This is a genomic window from Staphylococcus sp. TE8 (assembly GCF_000692055.1).
Taxonomy (GTDB): domain Bacteria; phylum Bacillota; class Bacilli; order Staphylococcales; family Staphylococcaceae; genus Staphylococcus; species Staphylococcus capitis.
On sequence record NZ_JMGB01000001.1, the window covers coordinates 1,187,719 to 1,214,090 of the forward strand.

Genomic DNA, 26,372 nt, shown 5'->3' on the forward strand with positions numbered 1-26,372 from the left:
CTTTGTCATTTTTTTAGATTTTCGAAATCTTGTTCATTTAAAAAACGATATTCACCAGAATTTAGAGTTTCATCTAATTCTAAATTGGCGATTTTAACACGTTTCAATTCTAATACCTCATTTTCGATACTATGAAACATTCGTTTTACTTGATGATATTTTCCTTCATAAATCGTAACATATGAAAGTCTATCATTTCCTTTAATAAGTTCTGCCGGTTTGACCTTACCATCAGAAAGTTCTACGCCTAATTTAAAAGCTTCTATATCTGACTGCTTAATAGGATATTTAGATATAACTTCATAAGTTTTAGATACATGTTTTTTGGGGCTCATTAATTCATGATTAAATTGTCCATCATTAGTTAATAAAAGTAACCCTTCTGTGTCTTTATCTAACCTTCCTACAGGAAAAATCCCTAAATGTGAAAATTCAGGGATTAAATCTAAAACAGTTTGATGAGCGTTATCTTCTGTAGCTGAAATATAACCTTTAGGTTTATTTAACATCATATAGACGTTATCTACATATGAAATCTCTTCACCATCAACCACTACTTTGTCTGTTTCAGGGTTAATTTGAGATTTAGGTGTTTTAATTTTTTTCTCATTAACCTCTACAAGACCTTTTTTAAGTAATTGTTTTACTTCAGTACGAGTGCCTAAACCCATATTAGCTAGAAATTTATCTATTCTCATCTTAAAAACGTCACTTTTCGTCTGATTTTTTCAGGAACGTCACCTAAAAATTCGTCAGCCAGTCTATTCTTGATTGTAATGCCACCATAAATAAGCGCACCAACAATAACACTTATAGCTATTATAATGAGGTAACCAAATCTAGTAGGATTTAGGAATAATTTAAGAATGAAGTATACAACTTCTACACCTATCATCATGATGAAGGAGTATAAGAATATTTTAGCAAATTGAATCCAACTATAGCTGAATTTGAATTTCGCATATTTTTTTAAAATATAGAAATTACAGCCAATCGCAAATAATAATGCAATTGCAGTGCTTAGTACCGCACCTGGAGTGTGTAAAAGCATAATAAGCGGATAGTTTAGTGCTAATTTAATGACTACTGAACCTAAAATAACAAAGACTGTTAATTTTTGCTTATCAATACCTTGCAACATAGAAGCAGTTACACTTAATAGTGAAATTAATATCGCTACGGGTGCATAATAGAATAGTAATCTACTTCCGTCAAAGTTAGGGTCGTGACCATGAACAATAGGATCATAACCATAGAATACAGTAAATAAAGGTTGCGCTAATGCCATAATACCTATACTAGCTGGTACTGTAATAAACATTAGGACACCAATAGATGTTCTAATTTGTCTATGCATTTCCTCTAGACGACCCTCTTCATAAGTTTTTGTAATAAATGGAATTAAACTCACCGCAAAACCAGCACTTAATGATGTTGGGATCATTACAATTTTATTTGTAGACATATTTAACATGTTAAAGAATGTATCTTGTAACTTTGGATTTACGCCAACTAAACTTAGAGCCCCGTTATGTGTAAATTGATCTACTAAATTAAATAATGGGAAATTTAAACTTACAATTACAAATGGAATACTGTAAGCAATAATCTCTTTATACATGTTTCCATAAGAAACATGCATATTAGCTGTATCAGACTCAACCATTTCTTTAATATTTCTTCTACGTTTAATCCAATAATACCAAAGCGTAATAATTCCAGCTATAGCTCCGATTGCTGCTGCGAACGTGGCAATTCCATTTGCTTGTAGAACTGTACCATTAAATACATTTAAAGCTAAGTAACTACCTACTAATATGAAAATAATTCGGGCAATTTGCTCTGTTACTTCTGAAACAGCTGTTGGGCCCATAGATTTGTATCCTTGGAATATACCTCTCCATGTAGCTAAAACTGGTATAAATATAACTACAATACTGATAATTCTTATAATCCATGTAATATCAGCAACTGACCAACCAGTTTTCGCATTATTCTTACGCGATAAAGTTAACTCTGCTATGTATGGAGCTAAAAAATATAAAATTAGAAAGCCAATTACACCCGTAATACTCATTACAATGAAACTTGACTTATAAAACTTTTGACTGACCTTATAAGCACCTAACGCATTGTACTTAGCTACGTATTTAGAAGCTGCTAGTGGCACCCCTGCAGTTGCTACAGCAATTGCAATATTATAAGGAGCGTAAGCATAAGTAAAAGGAGCCATATTTTCTTGCCCGCCAATCAATGAAGTGAACGGGATAATAAACAGCACACCTAATACTTTAGTAATTAAAATACTTAATGTAATTAAAAAGGTTCCTCGAACCATTTCTTTACTCTCACTCATTACCTATCTTCCTATCTTAAAATTTTATTAAAGTTTTATATCGTGTTGTTTATATCAAAACTTATTACCTTGCATTACTTAAAAATATATCACAAAATAATAAATGTTTGTCTTTTATTTTCCACTTTTTAGACATTGTAAAAATTATGTTTTAAAAAGCTAAGTATCTGTAGAAAAAAGACACGATGTTAGTATTAATTTAATGAGGTTCCAAGTTTCATATTATAATTATATTTTTACTCTTTGTCATCTCATACCTTAATTTTTATTAGATAATACTTAAATAGTCTAATACAATTGTAACAATGAATATGTGGAGGTAACTCAATGTATCAAACTATTATAATTGGCGGAGGCCCCAGCGGTTCAATGGCTGCAGTCGCCGCAAGTGAAGTAAGTGATAATGTCTTATTAATTGAAAAGAAAAAGGGTTTAGGACGAAAATTGAAAATATCAGGTGGAGGTCGTTGTAATGTTACTAATCGCCTACCCTATGCTGAAATAATCAAAAACATACCTGGTAACGGTAAATTTCTTTATAGTCCTTTCTCAGTTTTTGATAATGAATCTATTATTGAATTTTTTGAAAGCCGAGGCGTGAAATTAAAAGAAGAAGATCACGGTCGGATGTTCCCTGTATCCAATAAAGCACAGGATGTTGTAAACACTTTGATTAAACAAATTAATGAAAACAAAGTTAATGTTATGGAGGAAACTCCAGTCACAGAAATTTCTCATGATAACGGTATTTTTTATGTTACAACTCAAAAAGGTGAATTCCAAAGTAAATCTTTAATCATTGCTACTGGTGGTACATCTGTTCCACAAACAGGGTCAACTGGAGACGGTTATCAATTCGCCGAATCTCTTGGCCACTCTATAACCGAACTCTTCCCTACAGAAGTTCCAATAACTTCTAGCGACGCTTTCATTAAATCAAAACGTCTTAAAGGATTAAGTTTGAAAGATGTAGAATTATCAGTTTTAAAGAAAAATGGTAAAAAAAGAATAAGCCATCAAATGGATATGTTATTTACGCACTTTGGTGTAAGTGGTCCAGCTGCGCTTAGATGTAGCCAATTTGTTTATAAAGAACAAAAGAATCAAAAGAAACAGGATATTGCTATGCAATTGGACGTATTTCCAGATTTAAATCACGATCAACTCTCTCAAAAAATTAACTCCTTATTAAAGGCTGAACCAGATAAGTATATAAAAAATAGTTTGCATGGCTTAATTGAAGAACGTTACTTATTGTTTATGTTAGAACAATCCGATATTAGTGATGAAACTACATCTCATCATTTGTCTAATCAACAATTAAATCACTTTATCTCAAATTTAAAAGGATTTAGGTTTAACGTTAATGGAACACTCCCCATTGATAAAGCGTTTGTCACTGGTGGTGGTGTGTCTTTAAAAGAAATACAACCTAAAACAATGATGTCAAAAATCGTTCCAGGATTATTTTTGTGTGGAGAGGTATTAGATATACATGGTTATACTGGCGGATATAATATAACAAGTGCATTAGTGACAGGTCACGTTGCTGGATCTAATGCTGGAACTTTTAAAAATGAATCCTAATATATTTAAAACCTTCTAGGTAACGTTTTATGCTACCTAGAAGGTTTTTTGAGTAGTGAATTAAGATTTTTTATCTTTTTTATTTTTACGTGTAGATAACAATGCTAGTCCTGAAAGTAATGCTGCACCTGCTAAAGGTCCTGAATAATCTGTTTCACCAGTATCAGGCAATTCATTTATTGTATGTTGATTATTATTAGAGCCATTTACATTATCACATTTATTATTTTGTTCAGTTTGATGAGTAGATTCCATAGAGTTTAACTTATCTTCTTTAACTTTTATAGCTTCTAGTTTAGTAATTGTTTGTTTGACTACTTCATCAACAGTTTTATTATCATTAGCGTCTTCAATTTCTTTAAATGAATCATTCAAAATTTGAGAAATTAAATTTTTAGCTGCTAATTTAGCTTGATAACTAGCCTTATCATTTTCTTCAATATTTCGAATGATTTCATCCGCTTTGTTTTGAATGATACATTTAGCATTAGCTTTTTTATGAGTTTGTAATTTTAATTTTTCAAATTCTACTTTAAAGTTATTCAAACTATTATCTACTTCTTCATTTGTTTCTGAGTCATTCACTTGCATATGAATACGATTGACTAAAGCTTTTAATTTGCTAATAAATTCTTGCTTCTCTTCAACTGTCGCATCACTATTTGCTTCAACAGCATGAATTTTAGCAGAAAGTTGTTGATGTAAGTATGATTTCGCATCAGATTTCTTATGTGCATTGATTTGAATTAAATCTAATTTAGCTAAACCGTCGTGAAGTGTTTTTGCTACATCAGCATTAGCCTCAGAATCTTGCATAGCAAGATTAATAGTATTAACTGTCTCAGCAAGTTTATTTAATACTTCTTGTTTTTCTTCAACAGTTGCATCCTCAAATTTCTCAAACTCATTTTTCTTCTTATTAGCTACATCTTGAATTTGCGCTTTTGCTTGAGGTTTAACTTCAGTTGTAACTTTCACCGCTTCAATTTTCGGTAAAGCAAGTGCTTTGGCTTTATCAACTTCTTCATTAGTATGAGCAGATAATATAGATTCATTTGCCTCATTTATCAATTCATCTAAAGTTTTTAAAGCTGCATTTTTCTCTTCAGTAGTAGCATCTTTATTAGAATTAATTGTAGTTTTTATTTCCTCAGCTTTCTGTTGTACTTCTAACTTAGCTTGAGGTTTCTTACTAATTAGAGAAAGTATAGATTTTATATCTTTAATACTTTGATTTTTAACTGCTTCGACCTCATCCTTCGTTTTAGCATCATCAATTTTAGCAGCATATTCACTAGACGCTTCTACGAGTTTATCTATAGCTACCGCTTTCTCTTCGTCTGTAGCATCATTATTTTCACTAATAAACGCTTTTTGAGCGTCTAATTTAGCTAAAATTTGTTGTAAAGCTGCAGGTTTAATGCTATTAGTTGGTTCAATATTTAAAATTTTATTAATAATATCATTTTTAATATCTTCAACTTGTTGGTTTTTAGTCGCAGCATCTAATCGTACTTCACTCTGTTTAATTAAATCATCTACTAAAAGTATAGCCGCATCTTTTTCTTCTTTAGTCACTTCAGAGTTGTTGTTTATTTTAGCTTTTTGATTATTAGCTTGTTGTTGGATTTCATCTAAAGCAAATGGTTTTACTTGAACTTCCGGATTGATAACAGAAAGTAAAGAAATTGCATCTGTTTTAGCGACCATAACTTCACTATCTGCTTTAGCTTCACGGATTTTATTTTGGGCATCATTAACAATAGCATGAACTTTATCTAATGCATTCTGTTTTTCCTCATCCGTAGCATTAGGTGTATTGTTAATTGATAATTTAATTTCATCTGCTTTTGTATTTATAGCTTTTCTAGCAGTTGGTTTTTGAATTACATTAATAACAATATTGTTTAAATCATTTAAACCAAATACCTTTTCTTGAGCCACTTGTACATCTCTAGTATCCTTATCGATTGCACCTAAGACCGCACTTAATTGATTTTTCACATGGTTGATAGCATCATCACGTTCTTCTGTAGTAACATCAGGTGTATTTTCAAATGTTTTAATTAATTGATTAGCTAAATTGTTAAGTATAGTTCTAGCATTAGATTTACTTACAACTTCAAGGAAAATTGTTTTAATTTGCTCTGATATGTTGTTGTAAATGTCATCTACACCAGCATTATCACTTGCTAAACCGATTTCTTTTTTCGTAGCATGTAATAATTGTTCAACTTTATCTATAGCATTTTGTTTCTCATCTTCTGTTGCATCAGGAACTGCATTAATAATAGCTTCTTGAGCATCAACAATATCATAAAGTTTTAGAATTGCATTTCGCTTCTTATGATATTCTGGTTCAAATTGTTTAATTGTATTTAAAACATTATCTTTTGCTTCAGTTACTTGTGAATTTGTTTGGGCTTTATTAATTAATTCTATAGCTTTTTGAGCTTCTTCATTTACGAATTGTGATGCTTTATCTTTCTCTTCTTGTGTAGCACTGAAAGCTTGACTTATTCGGTCGATTTTTTCTTGTTTAGCATTATTAATTGCGTCAATTGCATTCTGTTTAACACCTATTACTGGTTCAAAAGTATTAATACTATTAGTACCGTTTTCTTTAGCTTGATCTACTTGAGCATTAGTTTGTGCTTGATTTATATTAGTTTTAGCTTCTTGAACAAATTGATCTAAATGATTTAACGCTTGCTGTAATTCGTCCGTAGTTGCATTAGGTAATTGATTAACCTCGTTTTGTTTTATTTTAAGTGCTTTATCAAGCTCAACCCTAGCAGCTGGTTTTTTAACGATAATAGGTTGAATATCCTTAATAGATTCTATGCCCTTATTCTTTTCTACGTTTACTTGATCTGTATCTTGTGCTAAACCAATTGAATTATTTGTTCGATCAGTAACCTGTTGAAGCTGTTGGGAAGCCACTTCTTTCTCTTCTGTAGTAGCTTCAGTATTATTAACAATTTCATTTTGTTTTTCATTACTTTTAGCAACAACATCTGCTTTAGCTCTATCCTTAACATCAGTAGATGGTTGTATATTAGCTATAGCTTTTGAATCTTCAGATATTATATTTTGAACATCTTGATTTGTATCCGCGTGTTTTAATCTATAGTTAGATGAATTTAATTCTTGTTCAACTAATTCTTTTGCTTCCAATTTTTCTTCTGTTGTGGCATTGCGATTACTGTCAATTAAGGCGTTTTGTTCATCTGCTTTCGCTTTTAATGCTTTTCTGGCATTTGCTCTTACTTCAGTAGATGGTTGTATTAATGCAATTTTTTGTATACTTGAATTTTTAGCATTGTCAACTTCATCATTAGTTTGGGCATTAGTAATATTAGTCTTACCTTGTTCATAAGCTTGATTAATTTTATTTAGTGCATCATTTCTCTCCTCTAAAGTCGCTTCTTTATTTTTGTCAACTTCACTATTTTGTGCATTAACTTTTGCACCAATTTCATCTATTGCTGAACGTTTCTTTCTCGCTTGAGGTGTAATAGCTTCTATTTTAGGTCTAGAATTATTTAAGATTCCGTCAACATCACTATTATGACTTGCATTGTTAATTTGTGTAGTTGCAGTATTTAATTCATTATTAAGTCTCTCAATAGCTTCGTCTTTCTCATCCTTAGTAGCTTCAGCGTTGCTATTAATCACTTGTTTTTGATTCTCAACTAATTGTAAAAGTTGTTCTTTCACATTTTGTTTTTTAACAACTTCAGTTTGAACAGCTTTCATATCTTGAATTGCTTTTGCTTTAATTTGGTTAACTTCATCTGTTGTATTAGCTTTGCCTATGTTAGCATTTGCTTTTTCTTGGATACTATCTACTTTATTATTTGCTTCTTCCATTTCTTCAGCAGTTGCATTAAGTGTTTGATCAATTAAATCATTTTTATTTTTAGCTTCTGTTGAAAGAGCCTGAATCGCATTTGCTTTTACCGATGTATCAGGATTTATTCCTGTGATTACAATAGTTCCGCTATTTTTTGCATCTTGAACTAACTGCGTTGTCGTAGCATTAGTAATATTATTTAATGCCTCATTTTTAGCTATGTTGACTTTATTAATAGCTACTGCTTTTTCTTCAAATGTTGAATTATTATTATCATTTATTTTGTTTATTTGATTTTAAGTAGTTTGTTCAATGCCTTGTTTAGCTGCTTGTTTCACAGTTGTTTCTGGCACTATTTTTCCTATTTCTGCAACACCAGTATTTTCAGCAGCTTGAACTTCGTCATTTGTAGAAGCTTGATTAATATTTTGAAGTGCACTAGTTTTCGCAGTTTCTAATTTCGTTAAAGCTGCCTGTTTCTCTTCTGAAGTAGCTTCTTGATTATTATTAATAAGTTTTGTTTGTTCTGTTACTTTATTATTGATTACATCATTTGATGCAGGCTTTTTAACAATATTAGGCTGAATATTTTCAATACTTGCCAAGTATTGTGTTTTGGCATCATTAACATTTTGATTTGCTAAGGCTGAATCAATTGCATTATTTGCCTTCGTTTCTTCCTGTTTTAGTTGATTAAGTGCTTCATCTTTTTCCTCTGTTGTAGCCTGACGATTAATATTAATTTGTTCTCTTTTATTATTTATAGCACTTGCTACATCAGCTTTTGCAGTTGTTTTAGTTACTGTTGATACCTCAATTTGTTGGAGACTTTGTTTACCTGCTTCAAGCTTTTCATCCACTACAGCATTCGTTTGAGCATTACTAATTTTTGCTTTAGCTTTAGTTAAAGCTACTTCAATAGATTGCGTTGCCGTATTTTTTTCTTCAGTAGTAGCTTGAGAATTATTTCTTATGTCAGCTTTTTTACTTTCTGCCTGAGCAATTAAACTATTGATAGCATCTTGTCTCTTATGAGGTTGGGCATTGATAGCACTTATTGCTGTGATTGCTTTAGATTTTACATTATCTACTTGAGCATTTGTATCCGCATTGTTAACATTTTGTATTTCTTCAGCTAATTTAGCATCTACTTGTGCTTGTGCTGCATTTTTTTCATCATCAGTCGCGTTGTTATTAGCTAAGATTAACTGTTTTTGTTCATTAGCTTTTTGTTTTAATTCATTAATAGCAGATTGTTTCTTGTTTACTTTTGCATGAATATCGTTAATAGAGTTAATTCCATCACCTTTGGCACGTTTAACTTCCTCAGTAGAATGCGCTTGATTGATGTTTTGATTAGCCTGAGCCAATGAAGTATTAACTTCTGTGATAGCATCTTGTTTCTCTTCTTGAGTTGCATTAGGCGTGTTAGTAATTTGAGCGATCTGATCATCAGCTTTATTTTGTAATTCTTGTTTAGCGTTAGACTTAACAGTTGTAGCTGGGTGAATTTCTGCAATTTTTTGTATGCCCTTAGTTTTTTCATTATTAACATCAATAGTTGTATGGTCACTATTTATATTATTTTTAGCTTCAGTTTTAGCTTGTTCAACTAGCTCTCTTGCTTTAGCTTTCTCTTCGTCTGTTGCATCATTATTACCATTAATAATTGTATCCTGCTGTTGAGCTTTTTGATCAAGAGCTGTTTTTGCATCAGTTTTGGTAGTAGTCGCTGGGTGAATTAAACTCATCTCATCCATACCTGTGTTTTTAGCATTATCTACTTGAGCATTTGTTTGTGCTTGATTAATACTACTAATTGTTTTTATTTTGCTTGCTTCTAGAAGATTTTTTGCGACCTCTTTTTCTTCATCTGTTGCATCGTTGTTATTCGTAATTAAGTCATTTTGTGATTTAACTTTCTCTTGAACAGCATGAATAGCCTCTGCTTTTTTAGTTGGATGAGCATGAATAGTTTCTAATTCATGTATTCCATTTTCTTTATTTTGATCTACTTGTGCATCCTTAGTTGCTTGACTAATTAGATTTTTACTTTCATCTTTTTTTCAATTAAACGTTGTATAGCTTCATTTTTCTCATCTGTTGTTGCATCAGGTGTAGAATTGATAGCTTGTTTAAGTTGCTCAAACTTAGCATCAATTTCCCTATTTGCGGTTGGTTTCTTTGTTACATTAGGGATAATAGTGTTTATTGTATCAATAGTAGTAGTTTTTGCATCAATTACTTGTTGATTTGTTTGAGCTTGATCAATATTTTGATTACCTGTATTTTCTTCTGTTTTTACTCTATTTTTAGCTTCTTGCTTTTCTTCATCAGTTGCATTAGCCGTATTATCAATTACTCTATTTTGTTCAGTTACTTTGGTTTCTATATCTTGTTTAGCGGTAGGTTTTTGTTGTGCATTAGGTTCAATATTATTTATTGCACTTATGCCATTTGTCTTAGCCTGAGCAACGCCTTCGTTATCCGTTGCAGTTTGAATATTATTTTTTGCTTCATTAGCTTTTTGGTTTGCTAATTGAACAGCTGTATCTTTTTCTTCTGTTGTAGCAGTTTGATGCTGGTTAATATTTTCTATTTGTTCACTTAATTTACGATCAATATCACTCTTAGCATTTGTCTTAGTAGATGTTGACGATTGAATTAAATTAATATTATTAATACCCTCATTTTTAGCACTAGTTACGGCTTGATTCATTGTTGCACTATTAATATTGTTTAGTGCTTCTTGTTTAGCATTATTTATTCTGCCTATCGCTTCTACTTTCTCTTCCTCTGTTGAGTTATTGTTATTATTGATAACATCAGTTTGTTCATTAGCTTTTTGTTTAACTGCATCTCTAGCTGTTTCTTTCTCTATTGCTTGAGCTGTGATTTGCTCTATTGCAGTCATTGCATTTGCCTTAACACTATTAACTCCTTGAGATGTATGTTCTGTATTAATTTGTTGTTGAACTTTGGCTAGTTCACTATTAACTTTTGCAAAAGCAGTTGCTTTTTCTTCATCAGTTGCATCTGGTGTCGCTTTGATTAAACCAATTTGCTCGTTTACTTTATTTTGAACAGCCTTTCTAGCTTCTGACTTAATTGTAGTAGTTGGGCTAATTTCATTAATTTTATTAAGACCGTTATCTTTTGCTTCTTTAACTTGTTCATTTGACTTTGCTATTTGAATGTTACTATCAGCTTCAGCTTTTGCTTCTTCTACTTTTGAATTAGCTTCTGCTTTTTCTTCGTCAGTAGCATCAGGTGAAGTTTGGTTTTTAGCTATAATAGAATCTGCTTTTTTAGCAATTTCATTTTTAGCATTAGTTTTTACAGTCGTAGCAGGAGTAATTGAATTTATCGTTTGAGTTCCATTAGCCACTGCGCTATCTACTTGAGCGTCTGTATCTGCGTTGTCAATATTATTATTGATGTTAGTAATTGCTGCATTTACTAAATTCTTTGCATCATCTTTTTCTTCAGTAGTAGCGTTATTATTTAAGTCAATTTCATTATTATGATTTTGAGCGACATGATTAATACTTTCTTTTGCTTGAGGTTTTTTATTAACTGTAGTGTTAATACCATCTAAAGTTTGAATTCCATTAGTTTGTGCTTGGTCAACATTATCATTTGATTGTGAATTACTTATTGTTTGTAATACAGCATCTTTAGCTTGCGTTAATTTTGTTAATGCTTCATTTTTCTCTTCTTGAGTAGCATTAGGGGTTTGATTGATTTGATCTTGTTTTGTTTTAAATTTCTCATTTATTTTTGTACGTGCTTGTTGTTTTTTATTAAAGACAGGATGAATATTTCCAATATTACTCAATCCAGCATTTTTAGCTTTTTCAACCTCTGTATTAGTTTGAGCTTGTGAAATACCACTGTCAGCCTCAACTTTAGCTTGATTTACACTTTCTATAGCACTTTGTTTTTCTTCAGTAGTACCTTCATTATCATTCGTTATTTCTCTTTGTTTGTCATTCACTTTAGAGGCGATTTCTTCTTTAGCTTGTGGTTTCTTTAGAACATCTACATTGATGTTATCGATTGTTTGTGTAGCATTTGTCTTAGCATTATCAACGTCATTATTCGATGTTGAACGATTAATTTGTTGTATACCATCATTAAGTGCCTGATCAACCTTGGTATTAGCAGCGTTTTTCTCTTCATCAGTTGCATCTGGTGTTTGGTTAAGTGTAGCTTTTCTTTCTTGTGCCTTTTGACTTAATTCCAAAATTGCTTGATCTTTTTTAACCGCATTAGGTTGATCAAGATTGATAGTGTTTATACCATCTTGTTGTATATTTTTAACATCTGAATTTGAATGAGCATTAGTAACATTGTTCAAAGCTTCTTGCTTATGTGCATATACATTATTAATTGCTGTCTCTTTTTCTTCATTAGTTGCTTTGTTATTAGCATTGATTTGTTGAATTTGAGAAGTTACTTTATTTTCAATTGCTTCTCGTGCCATTCGCTTAACTGTAGTGTTAGGATTGGCTGAATTAATAGCATTCTGACCACTTGTTTTTGCTTGGTCAACCTCATTGTTAGTAGATGCAGAATTAATGTTTTGAGTAGCTTGAGCTAATTCTCTCTCCACTTTACTTTCAGCTTCCGTTTTTTCTTCGGTCGTAGCTTCATTATTTCTTTGAATGTTCTGTTTTTGTTGCTGCGCTACCGTGTTTAATTCATTAATAGCTTGCTTTCTTTTAACAGGGTTAACACTTAATTGATTAATTGTATTTATTGCAGCATCTTTAGCGTTAGTAACATCATTATTTGTATTAGCATTTTGAATATTTTGCAAAGCTTGTGTTTTTGCTTGATTTACATTGTTTAAAGCAATATTTCTCTCGTCTTGAGTAGCTTGAGTGTTTTGATTAATTTCAGTGATTTTATCTTGAGCTTTTTGATTGATTATTCTTCTAGCTTCGGCTTTTTGTTGAGGGTTTGGAATGTCCGAAGAAATGTTATTAATACCCTCATCTCTCGCTGCATTAACAGTACTCTCTGTTTCAGCCTCACCAATTTTTTGTAGTGATTCCGAAGAATGATTATCAACTTTTTGAATTGCGACATTTTTCTCTTCATGCGTTGCCTCATTATTTTGGTTAATTAACGCTTTTTGATCAGTAACTTTATTATTAATGGCTTCACGCGCTTTAGGTTTTATTACTGGTTGAGGAGTGTCTGCAGCCAAGGTAGTTAGTCCAGTATTTTTAACTTGCTCGACACCTTCATCAGTTGTTTGATCATCAATTTTACTGAGGATTTCATTCTTATCATTATCTATTCTCTCCGTTAGAGCTTCTTTTTCTTCAGTAGTTAATTCATTGTTAACTTCCGCTTCATCACTCATATCTTGTGCTTTATTATTAATTTCTTGAGCTGCGTCCACCCTATTAATTAATGTATTCTGTAATTGATGTAACAAACTATCGATTTCAGCTTGGGAAACTCTCTCATTAATTGGTTTATTATTAGCTTCTTCATCAAGTATCGTTTGTGCTTGTGCTTTTAATTTTTTATAAGCGTTAAAAGAGGCTAAAGTATAATTTGAAGGTATAACTTCTTTATTCACTTGTTCTTCTAAATCGTCTTTATTCATTTTTACATCAATTGTAAATGGTGTTTGCTGCGCAGTTACAGTATTATCATTAGTATTTAAGTAATATTGAGCATAAGTTTTATATGTTATTGATTGATTAACTGTAACTTGTCTAGGCGTTGGAATATTAACAGGTCTTAATTTATATTTAATATTTAAAATTTTATTAGGTAAAAATTTAGCATCTTCTTGATTACTACTAGACTTATTCACACCATTACTTGTGAAAGTCAGTGTATTAGTTTGTCGATCGTAATTTACACTTAAAGGTTTTATTGTAGTATTTGGCATATTTCCATTAACGAACGTAGCTACAGTAGAATCATCAATATACTCAAAGTTTTCTGGTAATTTAACCGTATAAATTAATTTATTAGTATCTAACGCAGCAGCGAAATTACCATCATTCTCTATTCTAGTACTCACTTCAAATTGTTTATTATTCTTCACAGCATCATTATTTTCCTTAGGGAGCACCTTCAAATGAGATCCTGAAGCGATATCAATGGAATCTATAAGTGAGTAATATTTATATCCATCCTTTAATAGAGCCACTCGGCGAGTGTCAGTCATAATATCATTATTTGGTAAAAATTGAACTTTAACTCTATTAACATTATCTGGAATTTTAACTAATCTCCAAATCCCACCATCTTGAACATCTTGTTTCACAATTTGCTTATCATTATCTGCATTTTTAACTATTAAATATGTTCCACCTTTACCATTATTGGCAGGCATTGTATTAAAACCAAATATTAATTCTGAATTTGGATTAACAGTGAAATCTTTTTCAACTCCATTGAAACCTCCATGATCATTAACATCTGTCCCTCTTGATCTACCTAGAACCAATACATTACCACTTGCTTGATAGTTTCTAGGATCGCCACTATGAAATACATTGGTACGCTCAAGTTCACTATTAACTAACCCTACACTACCACCATTAATCATTTTGAATCCTTTTAATTCATTTAGGACTTTTACTTCAGGTTTATGTCTGTTATTACTAGTAGTAATACCTAAATCATCAAATGTTAACGTTGTTTTTATACTGTTTGATCCCGTATTACTCAAATTAGGATCATTAGCTGTCGTAGCTGTGTTTGCGTTGTTGCTATCTCCAGCTGGTAAATCTCTTCGGCTTCTTTTTTTAGGTAAATTACTTTCTTCTCTTACTATCTTAGTATCGTGTGTGATTGGATTTGACGTATTTTTAACATCTTTAGATGACTTATCATTAGCCTTAGCTTCTAAATAGTGTTGAGTTGTGTTATCAACATGTATAGCGTTCTCATCGATAGTAGAATTCGTATTAGTTGCTAAAGTATTAGTTTCATTTTCTAATTCATTTGATTCATTATTAGTTAGAGATTGTGTTTGATCTAGTGTATTGCCTGTAATTTGTGAGTTATTCAAATTATCAGATTGTTCTAAATGAGTTGTACTTGGTTTATTATCACCTTGAATAACATCGTTGTTTAATTGTGCGCTTGATTCTTCAGTTGACACATTTTGTCCAGAGCCATTTTGCACTGTTCCTTCAGAACTTTCGGGTTGAGTTGAGTCTAGTTCTGATGCAGAGGCTTGTGATGGATGCGCTAAAAATGTAACAGTCGCAATGAGTGCCGAAAAAATTCCAATGTTAAATTTTCTAATACTAAATTTCTGTTTTCTAAATAGATTCATTAAGTTGTTCCTCCTAGATGTTGATTCTTTGATGTTAGTTTAATGTGAATAATTATTTTCATGATGTTTAGAACTTTTTAAAAATCTGACTGCTGGTTTATTGAACACAATCTTTTTAGTCTGTTTAATTTTATCATCTATAATATTTAAAATCTACTATTGTATAAAATTATTTTAACTCAATTGAAATTTATTAATAATATTTTGTTTCCTAACACATAACATATTGCAAAAATCTTTTTTTGTACAAAAAAACACTAGCCCTTGTCGGACTAGTGTGATAAAAACATTTACTTAAGATGAGTTTAAATACTGTCGATAACAGTACCTTCATCTCCCCATTCATTCATGCCACCTTCAACATTAACAGCATGAATACCTTTATCTTCAAGATATTCAACGACTTTAGCACTTCTAGCTCCAGCAGCACAGATAATATAATATGTTTCGTCTTTATTAAACTCATTTAAGTTATCAGGAATTTGATCCATTGGAATCGTTTTAGCTCCAGGAATAACACCCATAGCTGTTTCTTCATCATTTCTAACATCTACGATATTAACTGGATTAGAATCCAACACTTTTTTCTTTAGTTCATCTACTGTAATTGATTCCATTAATAATCTCTCCTTAATATTTATTTAGCAACAATGTTAACTAATTTTTGAGGTACTGCGATAATTTTTTTAATCTCTTTACCTTCGATACTCATTTTAACATTATCATTAGCCAAAGCTAAATCTTGCATTTCCTCTTTTGATAAATCTTTTGGAATATTTAATTTAGCACGGACTTTGCCATTAACCTGAACTACAATTTCAACTTCATCGTCAACAAGTAGACTTTCATCAAATGTAGGCCATGGTTGATAAGTTATAGTTTCATTATGACCTAGTTTACTCCATAACTCTTCACCAATATGAGGAGCAATTGGCGCTAACATTTTTACAAAACCTTCAATATAAAGTTTATAAATTTCATTAGCTTTATAACAATCGTTAATAAATACCATTAATTGACTGATTGCAGTATTAAAGCTAAGCGCATCGAAATCTTCAGTAACTTTTTTAACTGTTTGATTGTAAACTTTGTCTAATGATTTATCGTTAGACTCTACAATCTTGTTATTTACTGAGCCATCTTCAGTAACGATAAGTCTCCATACACGATCAAGGAATCTTCTTGAACCATCTAAGCCGTTTTCACTCCAAGCAATAGCTGCATCAAGTGGTCCCATAAACATTTCATATAGACGTAGTGTATCCGCGCCATGTGAAGATACGATATCGTCAGGATTAATAACGTTTCCTTTAGATTTACTCATTTTTTCATTGCCTTCACCTAGAATCATCCCTTGGTTATATAATTTTTGGAATGGTTCTTTTGTAGGAACTACACCTAAATCATAAAGAACTTTATGCCAGAATCTTGCATATAATAGATGAAGTACTGCGTGTTCTACCCCACCAATATATAAATCAACTGGTAGCCAGTGCTTTAATTTTTCAGGGTCAGCAATCATATTTTCATTATCCGGATCAATATAACGTAAGTAATACCAACAACTTCCTGCCCACTGAGGCATTGTATTCGTTTCACGACGTCCTTTCATGCCTGTCTTTTCATCAATCACATTTACAAATTCATCAATATTAGCTAGAGGAGATTCCCCAGTTCCAGAAGGTTTAATTTCATTAGTTTCTGGCAGTAATAAAGGTAATTCTTCTTCAGGCACAGTTGTCATTGAACCGTCTTCCCAATGAATAATTGGAATTGGTTCACCCCAGTAACGCTGTCTGCTAAATAACCAATCGCGCAGTTTGTAGTTAACTTTTTTCTCACCAGCGCCTTTATCTTCTAATAACTCAATTGCTTTACTAATGGCAGCTTCATTTTCAAGACCATTGAGTTCACCTGAATTAACGTGCTCACCTTCACCAGTGTATGCTTCTAGTTGAACATCTCCGCCTTTGATGACTTCAATGATTGGTAAATCAAATTTCTTTGCAAATTCATGATCACGTTCATCATGTCCAGGAACCGCCATAACTGCACCAGTTCCATATGTTGATAGTACATAATCAGCAATCCAAATTGGCAATTTTTCACCAGAAAGAGGATTAATTGCATATGCACCTGTGAAAACGCCTGTTTTTCCTTTAGCTAAATCAGTACGTTCTAGATCTGATTTCTTAGAAGCTTCTTCTTGATAAGCTTTGACTTCTTCTTGTTTGTCTTCAGAAGTAATGCTATTAACAAGTGAATGTTCAGGACTTAATACTAAGAATGACGTACCAAAAATTGTATCAGGACGTGTTGTGAAGACATCAATTTTATTATCAGTGTCCTCAACATTAAAGGATACTTTCGCACCTTCAGAACGACCTATCCAATTACGTTGCATATCTTTAATTGATTCAGGCCAATCTAAGTCATCTAAATCTTCTAATAAACGATCGGCATATTCAGTAATTTTTAGTACCCATTGTTTCATTGGTTTACGATAAACTGGGTGTCCACCACGCTCTGAAACGCCATCAACGACTTCTTCGTTTGATAAAACTGTGCCTAAAGCTGGGCACCAATTCACCGCAACCTCATCAACATATGCTAAACCTTTATTATAAAGTTGAATGAAAATCCATTGTGTCCATTTGTAATATTCTGGATCAGTGGTGTTTACTTCTCGATCCCAATCATAACTAAAACCTAATTCTTGAATTTGACGTTTAAATGTTTGTACGTTTTTCTTAGTAAATTCACGAGGGTCATTTCCAGTATCTAACGCATATTGTTCAGCAGGTAGACCAAAGGCATCCCATCCCATAGGATGTAGCACATTATATCCTTGCATACGCTTATATCTTGAAACAATATCAGTAGCTGTGTATCCCTCAGGATGTCCTACGTGTAATCCTGCACCAGATGGATAAGGAAACATGTCTAACGCATAAAATTTCTTTTGACCTAAATTGTCACTTGTTTTAAATGTTTTATTTTCTGCCCAATAATCTTGCCATTTTTTTTCAATTTCCTTGTGATTGTAATTCAACACATTTCCTCCTATTTCATAAAAAAGACACCTCTACTATTGTGTGTATAAAGGGACGACAGTGATGCCGCGTTACCACCCTTATTCGCTTATCAAGCGCACTTCATTAAAATAGTTAGAGATGTCTCATTAAATTCATTTAATTATTGGAAACGATTTAGTCCTTAACACTAGTTCTCACCACTACTAGTTCTCTGTAGAAAAGCCTCTAAATGCTTCTTTCTATTCATTTTTAATCTTATGTTATCAAACGTATTATTGCAAGTAGTTAAAGCTATTTCTTCCATATTATATTTATTTAGAAGCTTTTGATTTTCTTCTCTTACCTCTTCTAGGTATAGGGGTTTCATTTTTATCTTTAGGCAAACCTCTATCAAAGATGCTTAGGAAAATGAGTCCGAAGCAAAGTAATACTATCATTCCTACAAACATCATACTCATATTCATTGCATCTACGAGTACACCACCAATAAACGGTCCAAAGGCTTTACCAACTGTAGAAGCAGAGTTTACAAAGCCTTGGTATTGACCCTGTTTACCTTCAGGTGCAAGTTTGTTGGCAATAGTAGGAACTGCAGGCCATACAAACATTTCACCAAATGTAAGAATAACCATACCTACAACGAAAATAGCAAAGTGATGTGCAAAACTTGTAACAAGGAAAGAACTCATAAAGATTAAAATACCAACGAACATTTGATGTTTTAAGTTCCCTCTTAAAATTACAATAATTGGTCGAATAAGTGGTTGTGCTACTAAAATCATAATACCGTTTATTGTCCAAAGCACACTATATTGAGACATAGAGATATTGATTGATTGAGTAAAGGATGCAATTGTTGTTTCCCATTGAATATAGGCAATCCAACAAATAGCAAACATCGCACATACCAACATCATTGCTGTAAAACGTTTTCTATTTTCTTTACTTTTTAAATCAACTGCATCTTGATGCTTAACTTTAGCATGAATTTCCAAATTAAATTGTGTAATTGCAACAAGAGCAAATAAAACATACATAACTAAATTAGCTAGAAAAATAAAATTAAAGCTAAATTCAGCAACAAATCCTCCAAGTGCTGCGCCCAATGCAACACCTATATTTTGTGCTAAATAAATGGCATTAAATGTTTGTCGTCCCCCATTTGGCCATACTGCTCCGGCCATAGCATAAATTGCTGGGACAATCATACCGCCACCAAACTGATTTAGGTATATTCATATCTTGAGTCCCTCTCTTTATGTTTTTCTCAATCTACAATAGACACTATAACACTAAAATATGTTAAAATCTGTACTTAGAACTAAAATAGAAAGGAAAATGTATTATGGGTAATTTTTTCCCGTATGCTTTTGAAAATAAACGATATCACACATGGAATTATCATTTAAAAAATAAATTTGGACGAAAAATATTTAAAGTTGCTTTAGACGGTGGATTTGACTGCCCTAATAGAGATGGTACTGTCGCACATGGAGGTTGTACTTTTTGCTCAGCTGCAGGAAGTGGTGACTTTGCTGGTAACAGAGCTGATCCCATTGAAGTACAATTCCAACAGATTAAAGAAAGAATGCATGAAAAATGGAGCGAAGGACAATACATTGCTTACTTCCAAGCCTTCACTAACACACATGCGCCTGTAGAAGTGCTGAAAGAAAAATATGAACCAGTACTTAAAGAAGAAGGTGTTGTCGGTTTATCCATAGCCACACGTCCTGACTGTTTACCTGATGACGTAGTAGAATACTTAGCTGAACTCAATGAACGAACTTATCTTTGGGTTGAGTTGGGCTTACAAACTGTTCATCAAACTACTTCTGATTTAATTAACCGTGCACATGACATGCAAACGTATTATGAAGGCGTAGCGAAATTACGTAAACATAACATTAATGTATGTACTCATATCATCAATGGTTTACCAGGCGAAGATTACGATATGATGATGGAGACTGCTAAAGAAGTTGCGCAAATGGATGTTCAAGGCATTAAAATTCACTTACTTCATTTATTAAAAGGAACACCAATGGTAAAACAATATGAAAAAGGCATGTTAGAATTCATGAGTCAAGAAGACTATACAAATTTAGTATGTGATCAACTTGAGGTCATTCCTCCTGAAATGATTGTTCATCGTATTACAGGTGATGGCCCTATCGATTTAATGGTTGGACCAATGTGGAGTGTAAATAAATGGGAAGTTTTAAATGAAATTGATAATGAATTAGAACGTAGAGGCTCTTATCAAGGGAAAAAATTTGAGCAGAAGGTTAAATCATGAAAATCGAGCGTATTCTCCCCTTCTCAAAGTCATTGATTGATAGTCATGTTTGTGAGAGTAGTATCGTCATTGATGCTACTTGTGGAAATGGTAATGATACGCTATATCTTGCTGAAAAAGTCACTAATGGGTTTGTTTATGGATTTGATATTCAGAAAGAAGCGATAGATAATACTCAACTCAAAGTAAGTGATTTTAACAATGTTTCTTTAATTCAAGACAGTCATGAAAATGTAAAACAATACGTCTTAGAAAGACATCTAAATCTCATTGATTGCGCTATATTCAATTTAGGTTATTTACCCAAAGGTGATAAATCAATAGTTACTAAACCGGATTCAACTATTAAAGCTATTGAGGAAATATTTGATATGATGCGTGTCGAAGGTATTATTATTCTAGTTATTTATCATGGACATGATGAGGGTAAATTGGAGCGAGACGCACTTTTAAAATATCTTAAAGAAGTTGATCAACAGAAAGCGCATGTTTTACAGTATCAATTTATTAATCAAAAAAATAATGCACCTTTCATATGTGCAATCGAAAAAAGAATATAAATATATAAAAGATCTTATTCTTACCTTTGATTTAAGCGTAGAATAAGATCTCTTTTAATAATAAAATATAAGACTAGTTAAACAGCTAAAATTGATTTTAAACTATTTTGCATTGGCTCTGATTTACTTCTAATTGATTGTCCAATAAAGTTAAGTAAATCTTCTTTTTGGGAATTGAGTTTTTCATTATAATGAATAATTACAGTTCGTTCATCATCTTGAGGTCTTTCTTTATAAATCCATTCAAGATTAACCAAGTTGTTGTACGTTCTTGTACGTTTATATGGCTTAATGTGAACGAATTTATCCATTTGTTTAAGAGTCATTGAACCTTCTTCCCAAAGTGTAAGTAAAATTAAAACTTCTTCTTTAGACATTTTATACTCTTTTTTGATTGTATCAAAAATCGAGTTAATGTCAGAAAGTAATGCCTCTAATTGCAAAATTCCATGTACTCTCTCTTTTTCACTTTTAGTCAAAATTAACATCTCCCAAATAAAATAACTGTTAATATTTTTCTAAGTTAACCGGTTCTCCCTTAATAATTAAAACCGGTTAAATTAAAAAAATATCTAATTTTCCCTATTATTTAATTGAATGTGTTAATTTAAAATCAAATTTAGTGCCTTTGATTAGAACTAGACTAGAAGCATTAGTACATATAATAAAACATCCCAAATAATAATATAATTTTAGTTCAACTTCTAGTCTCAATACATATTAAAATTATATTATTTATACAAACAAAATATATCAAGTTCCTAATTAAAATGCAATGTTTTTGTTAAATATCTCTATTAAAATTGTAAATTGTTTTTAGCTACAATAAAATGATATTTTGAATTAAATATTCTAAAAAAAAGAGCTTACATTACGCAAGCTCTTTCTTAACCTAAATATCTTCTATTTCTTCCTCTTTAACCACAAACCCCATTGTGTTAACACTATTATTTAAAAAAGTAAGAACATATCTCATAACTTGATCTCTCTCGGGTTCATTATGAATTTCATGATATAAACCATTCCAAGCCTTAAAGTACAATTCATTACTAGCTAATTTATCTTTAAGTTCTGTGATAGCATCAGTTTCTAAAATTTTATCTTCAGTTCCATACATGATAAGCGCTGGTAATGGTTTAATATCTTTAATATGATCCATTGTCTCTTTCATTTTTTCAACGATTAAGTTATACCAACGATACGTTACTTTCTTCAACATGAGACCATCATTATCTGTTTCGTCAATAATTTCTTCATTTCGAGTTAAATCTTGTGAAGAGATGCCCACTTTGAACCTAGTATCCTTGGACATCTTACCTAAATTAGAGATAATTTTATTCTTTCGACCTTTACCAGTTCTTCTAAGTTCTAGCATAGGAGACAATAGCATTACACCTTCAATAGGTAATTCAGCCTTTTCTAAGAGATTTAAGACAATTAAACCACCTAAACCAACACCTAAAACAAAGGTAGTAATTTTATATTCATTGGCTATTTTGATCCATTCTAATAAATTTTCATGATATGTATTAAAGTCATCGATTTGACCTTTATTTGCTCGTGAGGTTTGTCCCTGTCCAGGCAAGTCTCCCATAATAACATGATAACCATTTCTTCGTAACATGGTAATAACGTATGCATATCGTCCAGTATGTTCTAAAATATTATGAGCAATGACTACGACGCCTTTTGCGTCATTTTCTGTTTCCCACTTCCACATTCTAAGACTGCCCCTTTTTATTTATTCTTTAATAGTACAATTATATCAAAACAAACATATTTATTACCATTTTTAGCATAACTTTCACTGAAAATTAATGTAATTGTAGATATTACCACCTTGAATATAAAGTATAAAACTACTCTATTAGTGTTTTAATGCGTTATGTAAACGCTTTCTCAAACATTAGTTTCGTGATACACTATTTTTAAACATTAATGTATCAATGTATTGGAGGTATTACATATGTCACTTTTCTGAGATTTTTTTATCGCATTATCTAATAATACTTATTTAAATGAAACTGCTAAAAAGGTTGGCCCTAGAATGGGTGCTAATAAAGTAGTAGCTGGAAATACTATTCCTCAACTAATTGAAACAATTCAATATCTTAATGAATATAGAATTGCGGTCACTGTTGACTGTTTAGGCGAATTTGTTGAAACTAAAGAAGAAAGTTTACATGCAAAACAACAAATTTTAGAAATTATTGAAGCAATTCAATATTTTAATGTTGAGGCACACATGTCAGTTAAAATCAGTCAATTAGGCAGTGAATTTGATTTAGATCTTGCTTATGAGAATATGCGTGAAATACTTCTTAAAGCAGATGAGTGTGGCAAAATGCACATTAACATTGATACTGAGAAATATCATAGTTTACAACAGATACAACATGTACTTGATAAACTCAAAGGAGAATTTAAAAATGTCGGTACGGTAGTTCAAGCGTACTTATATGAAGCTGAAGATTTAATTGATAAATACCCAGACTTACGATTGCGATTAGTTAAAGGTGCTTATAAAGAAGATGAAACTATCGCCTATCAAACCAAAGAAGACATTGATTCCAATTATATTAAAATTATAGAGAAAAGACTTTTAAACGCACGTAATTATACATCAATTGCGACTCATGATGATCAAATCATTAGTCATGTTAAACAATTTATGAAGAAAAATCACATTGAAAAAGATCAAATGGAATTTCAAATGTTATACGGCTTTCGTTCTGATCTTGCTCAATCCATTGCCAATGAAGGCTATCATTTTACAGTTTATGTTCCTTTTGGAGATGATTGGTTCGCTTACTTCATGAGAAGATTAGCTGAAAGACCTCAGAACCTGTCACTTGCATTTAAAGAATTTTCAAACCCTAAAGTTTTAAAAAGGATAGCCCTCTACGGCAGCGTGGCCACAGGCTTAGCCTCTACCCTAGCCATAGCAACCAAACTACTCAAGAGGTAACAAACCAAACGACACGGAGAAGTAAACTACGCACCATTATCACTTCTCCGTGTCGCTTTGCTTTGTCTATATTTGTTTGATTAGGTTAGCCATTTCAATTGCGCTTACTGCTGCTTCAGAACCTTTGTTCCCTGCTTTTGTACCCGCTCTCTCAACAGCTTGTTCAATACTTTCAGTTGTTAAAATACCAAAAATAACTGGTACCTCTGATACTTCATTTGCCTTAGAAACACCTTTTGCAACTTCATTACAAACGTAATCATAATGAGAAGTAGCCCCTCTAATAACACATCCAAGTGTAATTACTGCGTCATAGTCACCTTTTCGAGCTAATTTCTTAGCAACTAATGGAATTTCAAAAGCACCCGGTACATATGCAACATCAATTTGTTCTTCTTCGACCTCATGACGAATTAATGTATCTTTCGCACCTTCTAATAAACGACCTGTAATAAAATCATTAAATCTGCTTACTACAATTGCAACTTTTAAATTTTTACCTACTAATTTACCTTCAAAATTCATATTTTATTTCCTCCTTAATGTGTTTACATACTCAATTTACAATTAAATTAAGTGACCCATTTTCGACTTTTTCGTCTCCATATATTTATGATTATATGCAGTCTCAGGAACAATTAATTCAATTCTATCTTCAATGTTAATACCATATTCTTTTAATCCTTCAAATTTTTTAGGATTATTACTTAATAAGTTAACTTTTTCAACGTTAAAATATTTTAAAATTTGAGCAGCTATATTATAGTCTCTTAAATCTTCATCAAATCCTAAAGCGAGGTTTGCAGTTACGGTATCATAACCTTTTTCAATCAATTCATAAGCTCGTAATTTATTCATCAATCCTATACCTCGTCCTTCTTGTGGTAGATATATAATCATACCGCCGTGTTCATCGATGTATTTCATTGATGCTTCAAGTTGAGCACCACAATCACATCTTTGACTGTGGAATATATCACCAGTTAGACATGAAGAGTGTATACGAACATTTTCATTTGAACGAATTGATCCTTTAGCAATCACTACAATTTCTTCATCACTTAAGTCAGTTGTAAAACCGTACATATCAAATTTTCCATAATCTGTCGGCATATTAACTTTAGCATTTAACTTCACATGTGACTCAGATTGCTTACGATATTCAATTAAACTTTCAATCGTAATCATTTTTAAGTTATGGCGTTCCTTGAAACTTTGTAAGTCTTCACCTCTAGCCATTGTTCCATCATCATTCATAATTTCACATATCACACCTGCTGGTTTAGCTCCAGTTAATTTTGCTAAGTCTACAGCCGCTTCTGTGTGACCATTACGTTCTAGTACACCATTATCTTTAGCAATTAATGGGAATAAATGACCAGGGCGATTGAAGTCTTCGGCATTAGCATGATGATCTATAAGTGCTCTTGCTGTCATTGTTCTCTCATAGGCACTAATACCTGTAGTCGTATTTTTATGATCTACACTCACGGTGAAATGTGTACCATAAGCATCAGTATTATGCGGTTCCATAGCATTTAGCTCTAACCTTTTAGCAATTGAAGTATCTAAAGGTGCACATATGAGACCACGTCCTTCTTTTGCCATAAAATTAATCGTATCGTCAGCCATCCATTCAGTAACTGCGATAAGGTCACCTTCATTTTCTCTGTCTTCATCGTCTACTACAATGATACTTTCACCTTTTCGCAAAGCTTCTATAGCTAACTCAACTGTATCAAATTGCATATAAATTCCTCCTAAAAACCAAATGCACGCAATTTATCTTCTGTTAGTTCAGATTTTTGATGATTCATGATATTTTCCACATATTTAAAAAGTACATCTGTTTCTAAGTGAACTGCATCGCCCACTTTTTTATCTGATAAAATTGTAGACTTACGCGTCTCTGGAATAAGATGAATATCAAATGTGGTTTCATGAAGATCAAAGACTGTTAAACTTACGCCATCAACAGTGATAGAACCTTGTTGTACCATTTGATTTAAAACATTTTTTGAAGTTTTGATTGAAATTATTTTTGAGTTAGCTGATTCATTAACTTTAGAAATCGTTCCAAGTTCATCAACATGTCCAAGAACAAAATGTCCACCGAATCTGCCATTACCACTCATCGCTCTCTCAAGATTTACTTCAGCCTGACGTTGTAAATCGGCTAGGTAGGTCTTATTTTCAGTACCTTTAATCACTTGGACTGAGAAAGCTGTATCATTAAAATCAATCACCGTTAAACATGCGCCGTTTACACTTATAGAATCACCGATATGCATATCTTCAAGAATGCGATTCGCTTTAATTTCTATAGTTCTCACTGATTTCTCAGAACGCACTTGTTGAACGATACCAATTTCTTCAACGATACCTGTAAACATAGG

General features: G+C 32.0%; 16 protein-coding genes and 2 pseudogenes. 4 read left to right on the forward strand and 14 right to left on the reverse strand.

What is annotated here, in order from left to right; genetic code table 11:
• Positions 1 to 5 precede the first annotated feature (5 nt).
• Positions 6 to 698 (reverse strand): pseudouridine synthase, encoded by a 693-nt coding sequence (locus CM54_RS05555; RefSeq protein ID WP_037549520.1) that lies wholly within the window; start codon positions 696 to 698, stop codon positions 6 to 8.
• A complete protein-coding gene (locus tag CM54_RS05560; RefSeq protein ID WP_023350080.1) occupies positions 695 to 2,356 on the reverse strand; it encodes a putative polysaccharide biosynthesis protein in 1,662 nt (553 codons plus the stop codon). Before CM54_RS05560 ends, CM54_RS05555 begins: the two co-directional genes overlap by 4 nt.
• Positions 2,357 to 2,683: 327 nt before the next feature.
• Between CM54_RS05560 and CM54_RS05565 the strand changes: the two genes are divergently transcribed.
• Positions 2,684 to 3,943, forward strand: a complete 1,260-nt coding sequence (locus CM54_RS05565; RefSeq protein ID WP_037549523.1) for an NAD(P)/FAD-dependent oxidoreductase — start codon at positions 2,684 to 2,686, stop codon at positions 3,941 to 3,943.
• Between the two features lie 60 nt (positions 3,944 to 4,003).
• On the opposite strand, the gene CM54_RS12905 is transcribed toward CM54_RS05565, so the two are convergent.
• The 7 genes and pseudogenes from CM54_RS12905 to CM54_RS05590 all read right to left on the reverse strand — a co-directional run.
• Complete coding sequence (locus CM54_RS12905) at positions 4,004 to 8,089, reverse strand: DUF1542 domain-containing protein (RefSeq protein WP_331280359.1); 4,086 nt, start codon at positions 8,087 to 8,089, stop codon at positions 4,004 to 4,006.
• Between the two features lie 6 nt (positions 8,090 to 8,095).
• Positions 8,096 to 9,550, reverse strand: a complete 1,455-nt coding sequence (locus CM54_RS12910) for a DUF1542 domain-containing protein (RefSeq protein ID WP_231469380.1) — start codon at positions 9,548 to 9,550, stop codon at positions 8,096 to 8,098.
• Between the two features lie 18 nt (positions 9,551 to 9,568).
• A pseudogene (locus CM54_RS13075) lies at positions 9,569 to 9,841 on the reverse strand (DUF1542 domain-containing protein); the annotation flags it as partial.
• Positions 9,841 to 15,114, reverse strand: a complete 5,274-nt coding sequence (locus CM54_RS12920; protein ID WP_037549526.1) for a SasC/FmtB family protein — start codon at positions 15,112 to 15,114, stop codon at positions 9,841 to 9,843. The pseudogene CM54_RS13075 and the gene CM54_RS12920, both read right to left, overlap by 1 nt.
• Before the next feature lie 305 nt (positions 15,115 to 15,419).
• Positions 15,420 to 15,731, reverse strand: a complete 312-nt coding sequence (locus tag CM54_RS05580) for a rhodanese-like domain-containing protein (RefSeq protein ID WP_002434691.1) — start codon at positions 15,729 to 15,731, stop codon at positions 15,420 to 15,422.
• A 20-nt stretch (positions 15,732 to 15,751) separates the two neighbouring features.
• Positions 15,752 to 18,169, reverse strand: coding sequence for a leucine--tRNA ligase (leuS, locus tag CM54_RS05585; protein WP_197018893.1), 2,418 nt, complete (start codon positions 18,167 to 18,169; stop codon positions 15,752 to 15,754).
• Positions 18,170 to 18,460: 291 nt separating this feature from the next.
• A pseudogene (locus CM54_RS05590) lies at positions 18,461 to 19,369 on the reverse strand (MDR family MFS transporter); the annotation flags it as partial.
• 125 nt (positions 19,370 to 19,494) lie between these two features.
• On the opposite strand from CM54_RS05590, the gene CM54_RS05595 reads away from it, so the two are divergent.
• Both CM54_RS05595 and CM54_RS05600 read left to right on the forward strand, forming a co-directional pair.
• Complete coding sequence (locus tag CM54_RS05595; protein WP_002434687.1) at positions 19,495 to 20,448, forward strand: TIGR01212 family radical SAM protein; 954 nt, start codon at positions 19,495 to 19,497, stop codon at positions 20,446 to 20,448.
• On the forward strand, positions 20,445 to 21,008 hold the full coding sequence (locus CM54_RS05600; protein ID WP_037549532.1) for a tRNA (mnm(5)s(2)U34)-methyltransferase: 564 nt from the start codon (positions 20,445 to 20,447) through the stop codon (positions 21,006 to 21,008). The genes CM54_RS05595 and CM54_RS05600 overlap by 4 nt, the downstream gene beginning before the upstream one ends.
• Positions 21,009 to 21,085: 77 nt before the next feature.
• Here CM54_RS05600 and CM54_RS05605 read toward each other — a convergent pair whose 3' ends face one another.
• Both CM54_RS05605 and CM54_RS05610 read right to left on the reverse strand, forming a co-directional pair.
• Positions 21,086 to 21,487, reverse strand: coding sequence for a transcriptional regulator, SarA/Rot family (locus CM54_RS05605; protein ID WP_002434669.1), 402 nt, complete (start codon positions 21,485 to 21,487; stop codon positions 21,086 to 21,088).
• Positions 21,488 to 21,900: 413 nt separating this feature from the next.
• Positions 21,901 to 22,728: an alpha/beta fold hydrolase gene (locus tag CM54_RS05610; RefSeq protein ID WP_037549535.1), complete on the reverse strand. Its 828-nt coding sequence runs from the start codon at positions 22,726 to 22,728 to the stop codon at positions 21,901 to 21,903.
• 270 nt (positions 22,729 to 22,998) lie between these two features.
• Here CM54_RS05610 and CM54_RS05615 point away from each other — a divergent pair, with 270 nt between their 5' ends.
• Positions 22,999 to 23,976, forward strand: coding sequence for a proline dehydrogenase family protein (locus CM54_RS05615; RefSeq protein WP_231469400.1), 978 nt, complete (start codon positions 22,999 to 23,001; stop codon positions 23,974 to 23,976).
• Between the two features lie 66 nt (positions 23,977 to 24,042).
• Here the strand turns inward: CM54_RS05615 and ribH are convergent, their stop codons facing one another.
• From ribH to ribE, 3 genes are read right to left on the reverse strand one after another with little or no spacing between them, the layout of a single operon-like run.
• Entirely contained in the window at positions 24,043 to 24,501 is a 459-nt protein-coding gene (gene ribH / locus CM54_RS05620; RefSeq protein WP_002434688.1) for a 6,7-dimethyl-8-ribityllumazine synthase, read from the reverse strand.
• Positions 24,502 to 24,543: 42 nt separating this feature from the next.
• Entirely contained in the window at positions 24,544 to 25,725 is a 1,182-nt protein-coding gene (locus tag CM54_RS05625) for a bifunctional 3,4-dihydroxy-2-butanone-4-phosphate synthase/GTP cyclohydrolase II (RefSeq protein WP_023350073.1), read from the reverse strand.
• An 11-nt stretch (positions 25,726 to 25,736) separates the two neighbouring features.
• The gene (gene ribE, locus CM54_RS05630) at positions 25,737 to 26,369 is read right to left on the reverse strand and encodes a riboflavin synthase (protein WP_037549540.1); all 633 of its coding nucleotides are present in this window, start codon (positions 26,367 to 26,369) and stop codon (positions 25,737 to 25,739) included.
• Between the last annotated feature and the right edge of the window lie 3 nt (positions 26,370 to 26,372).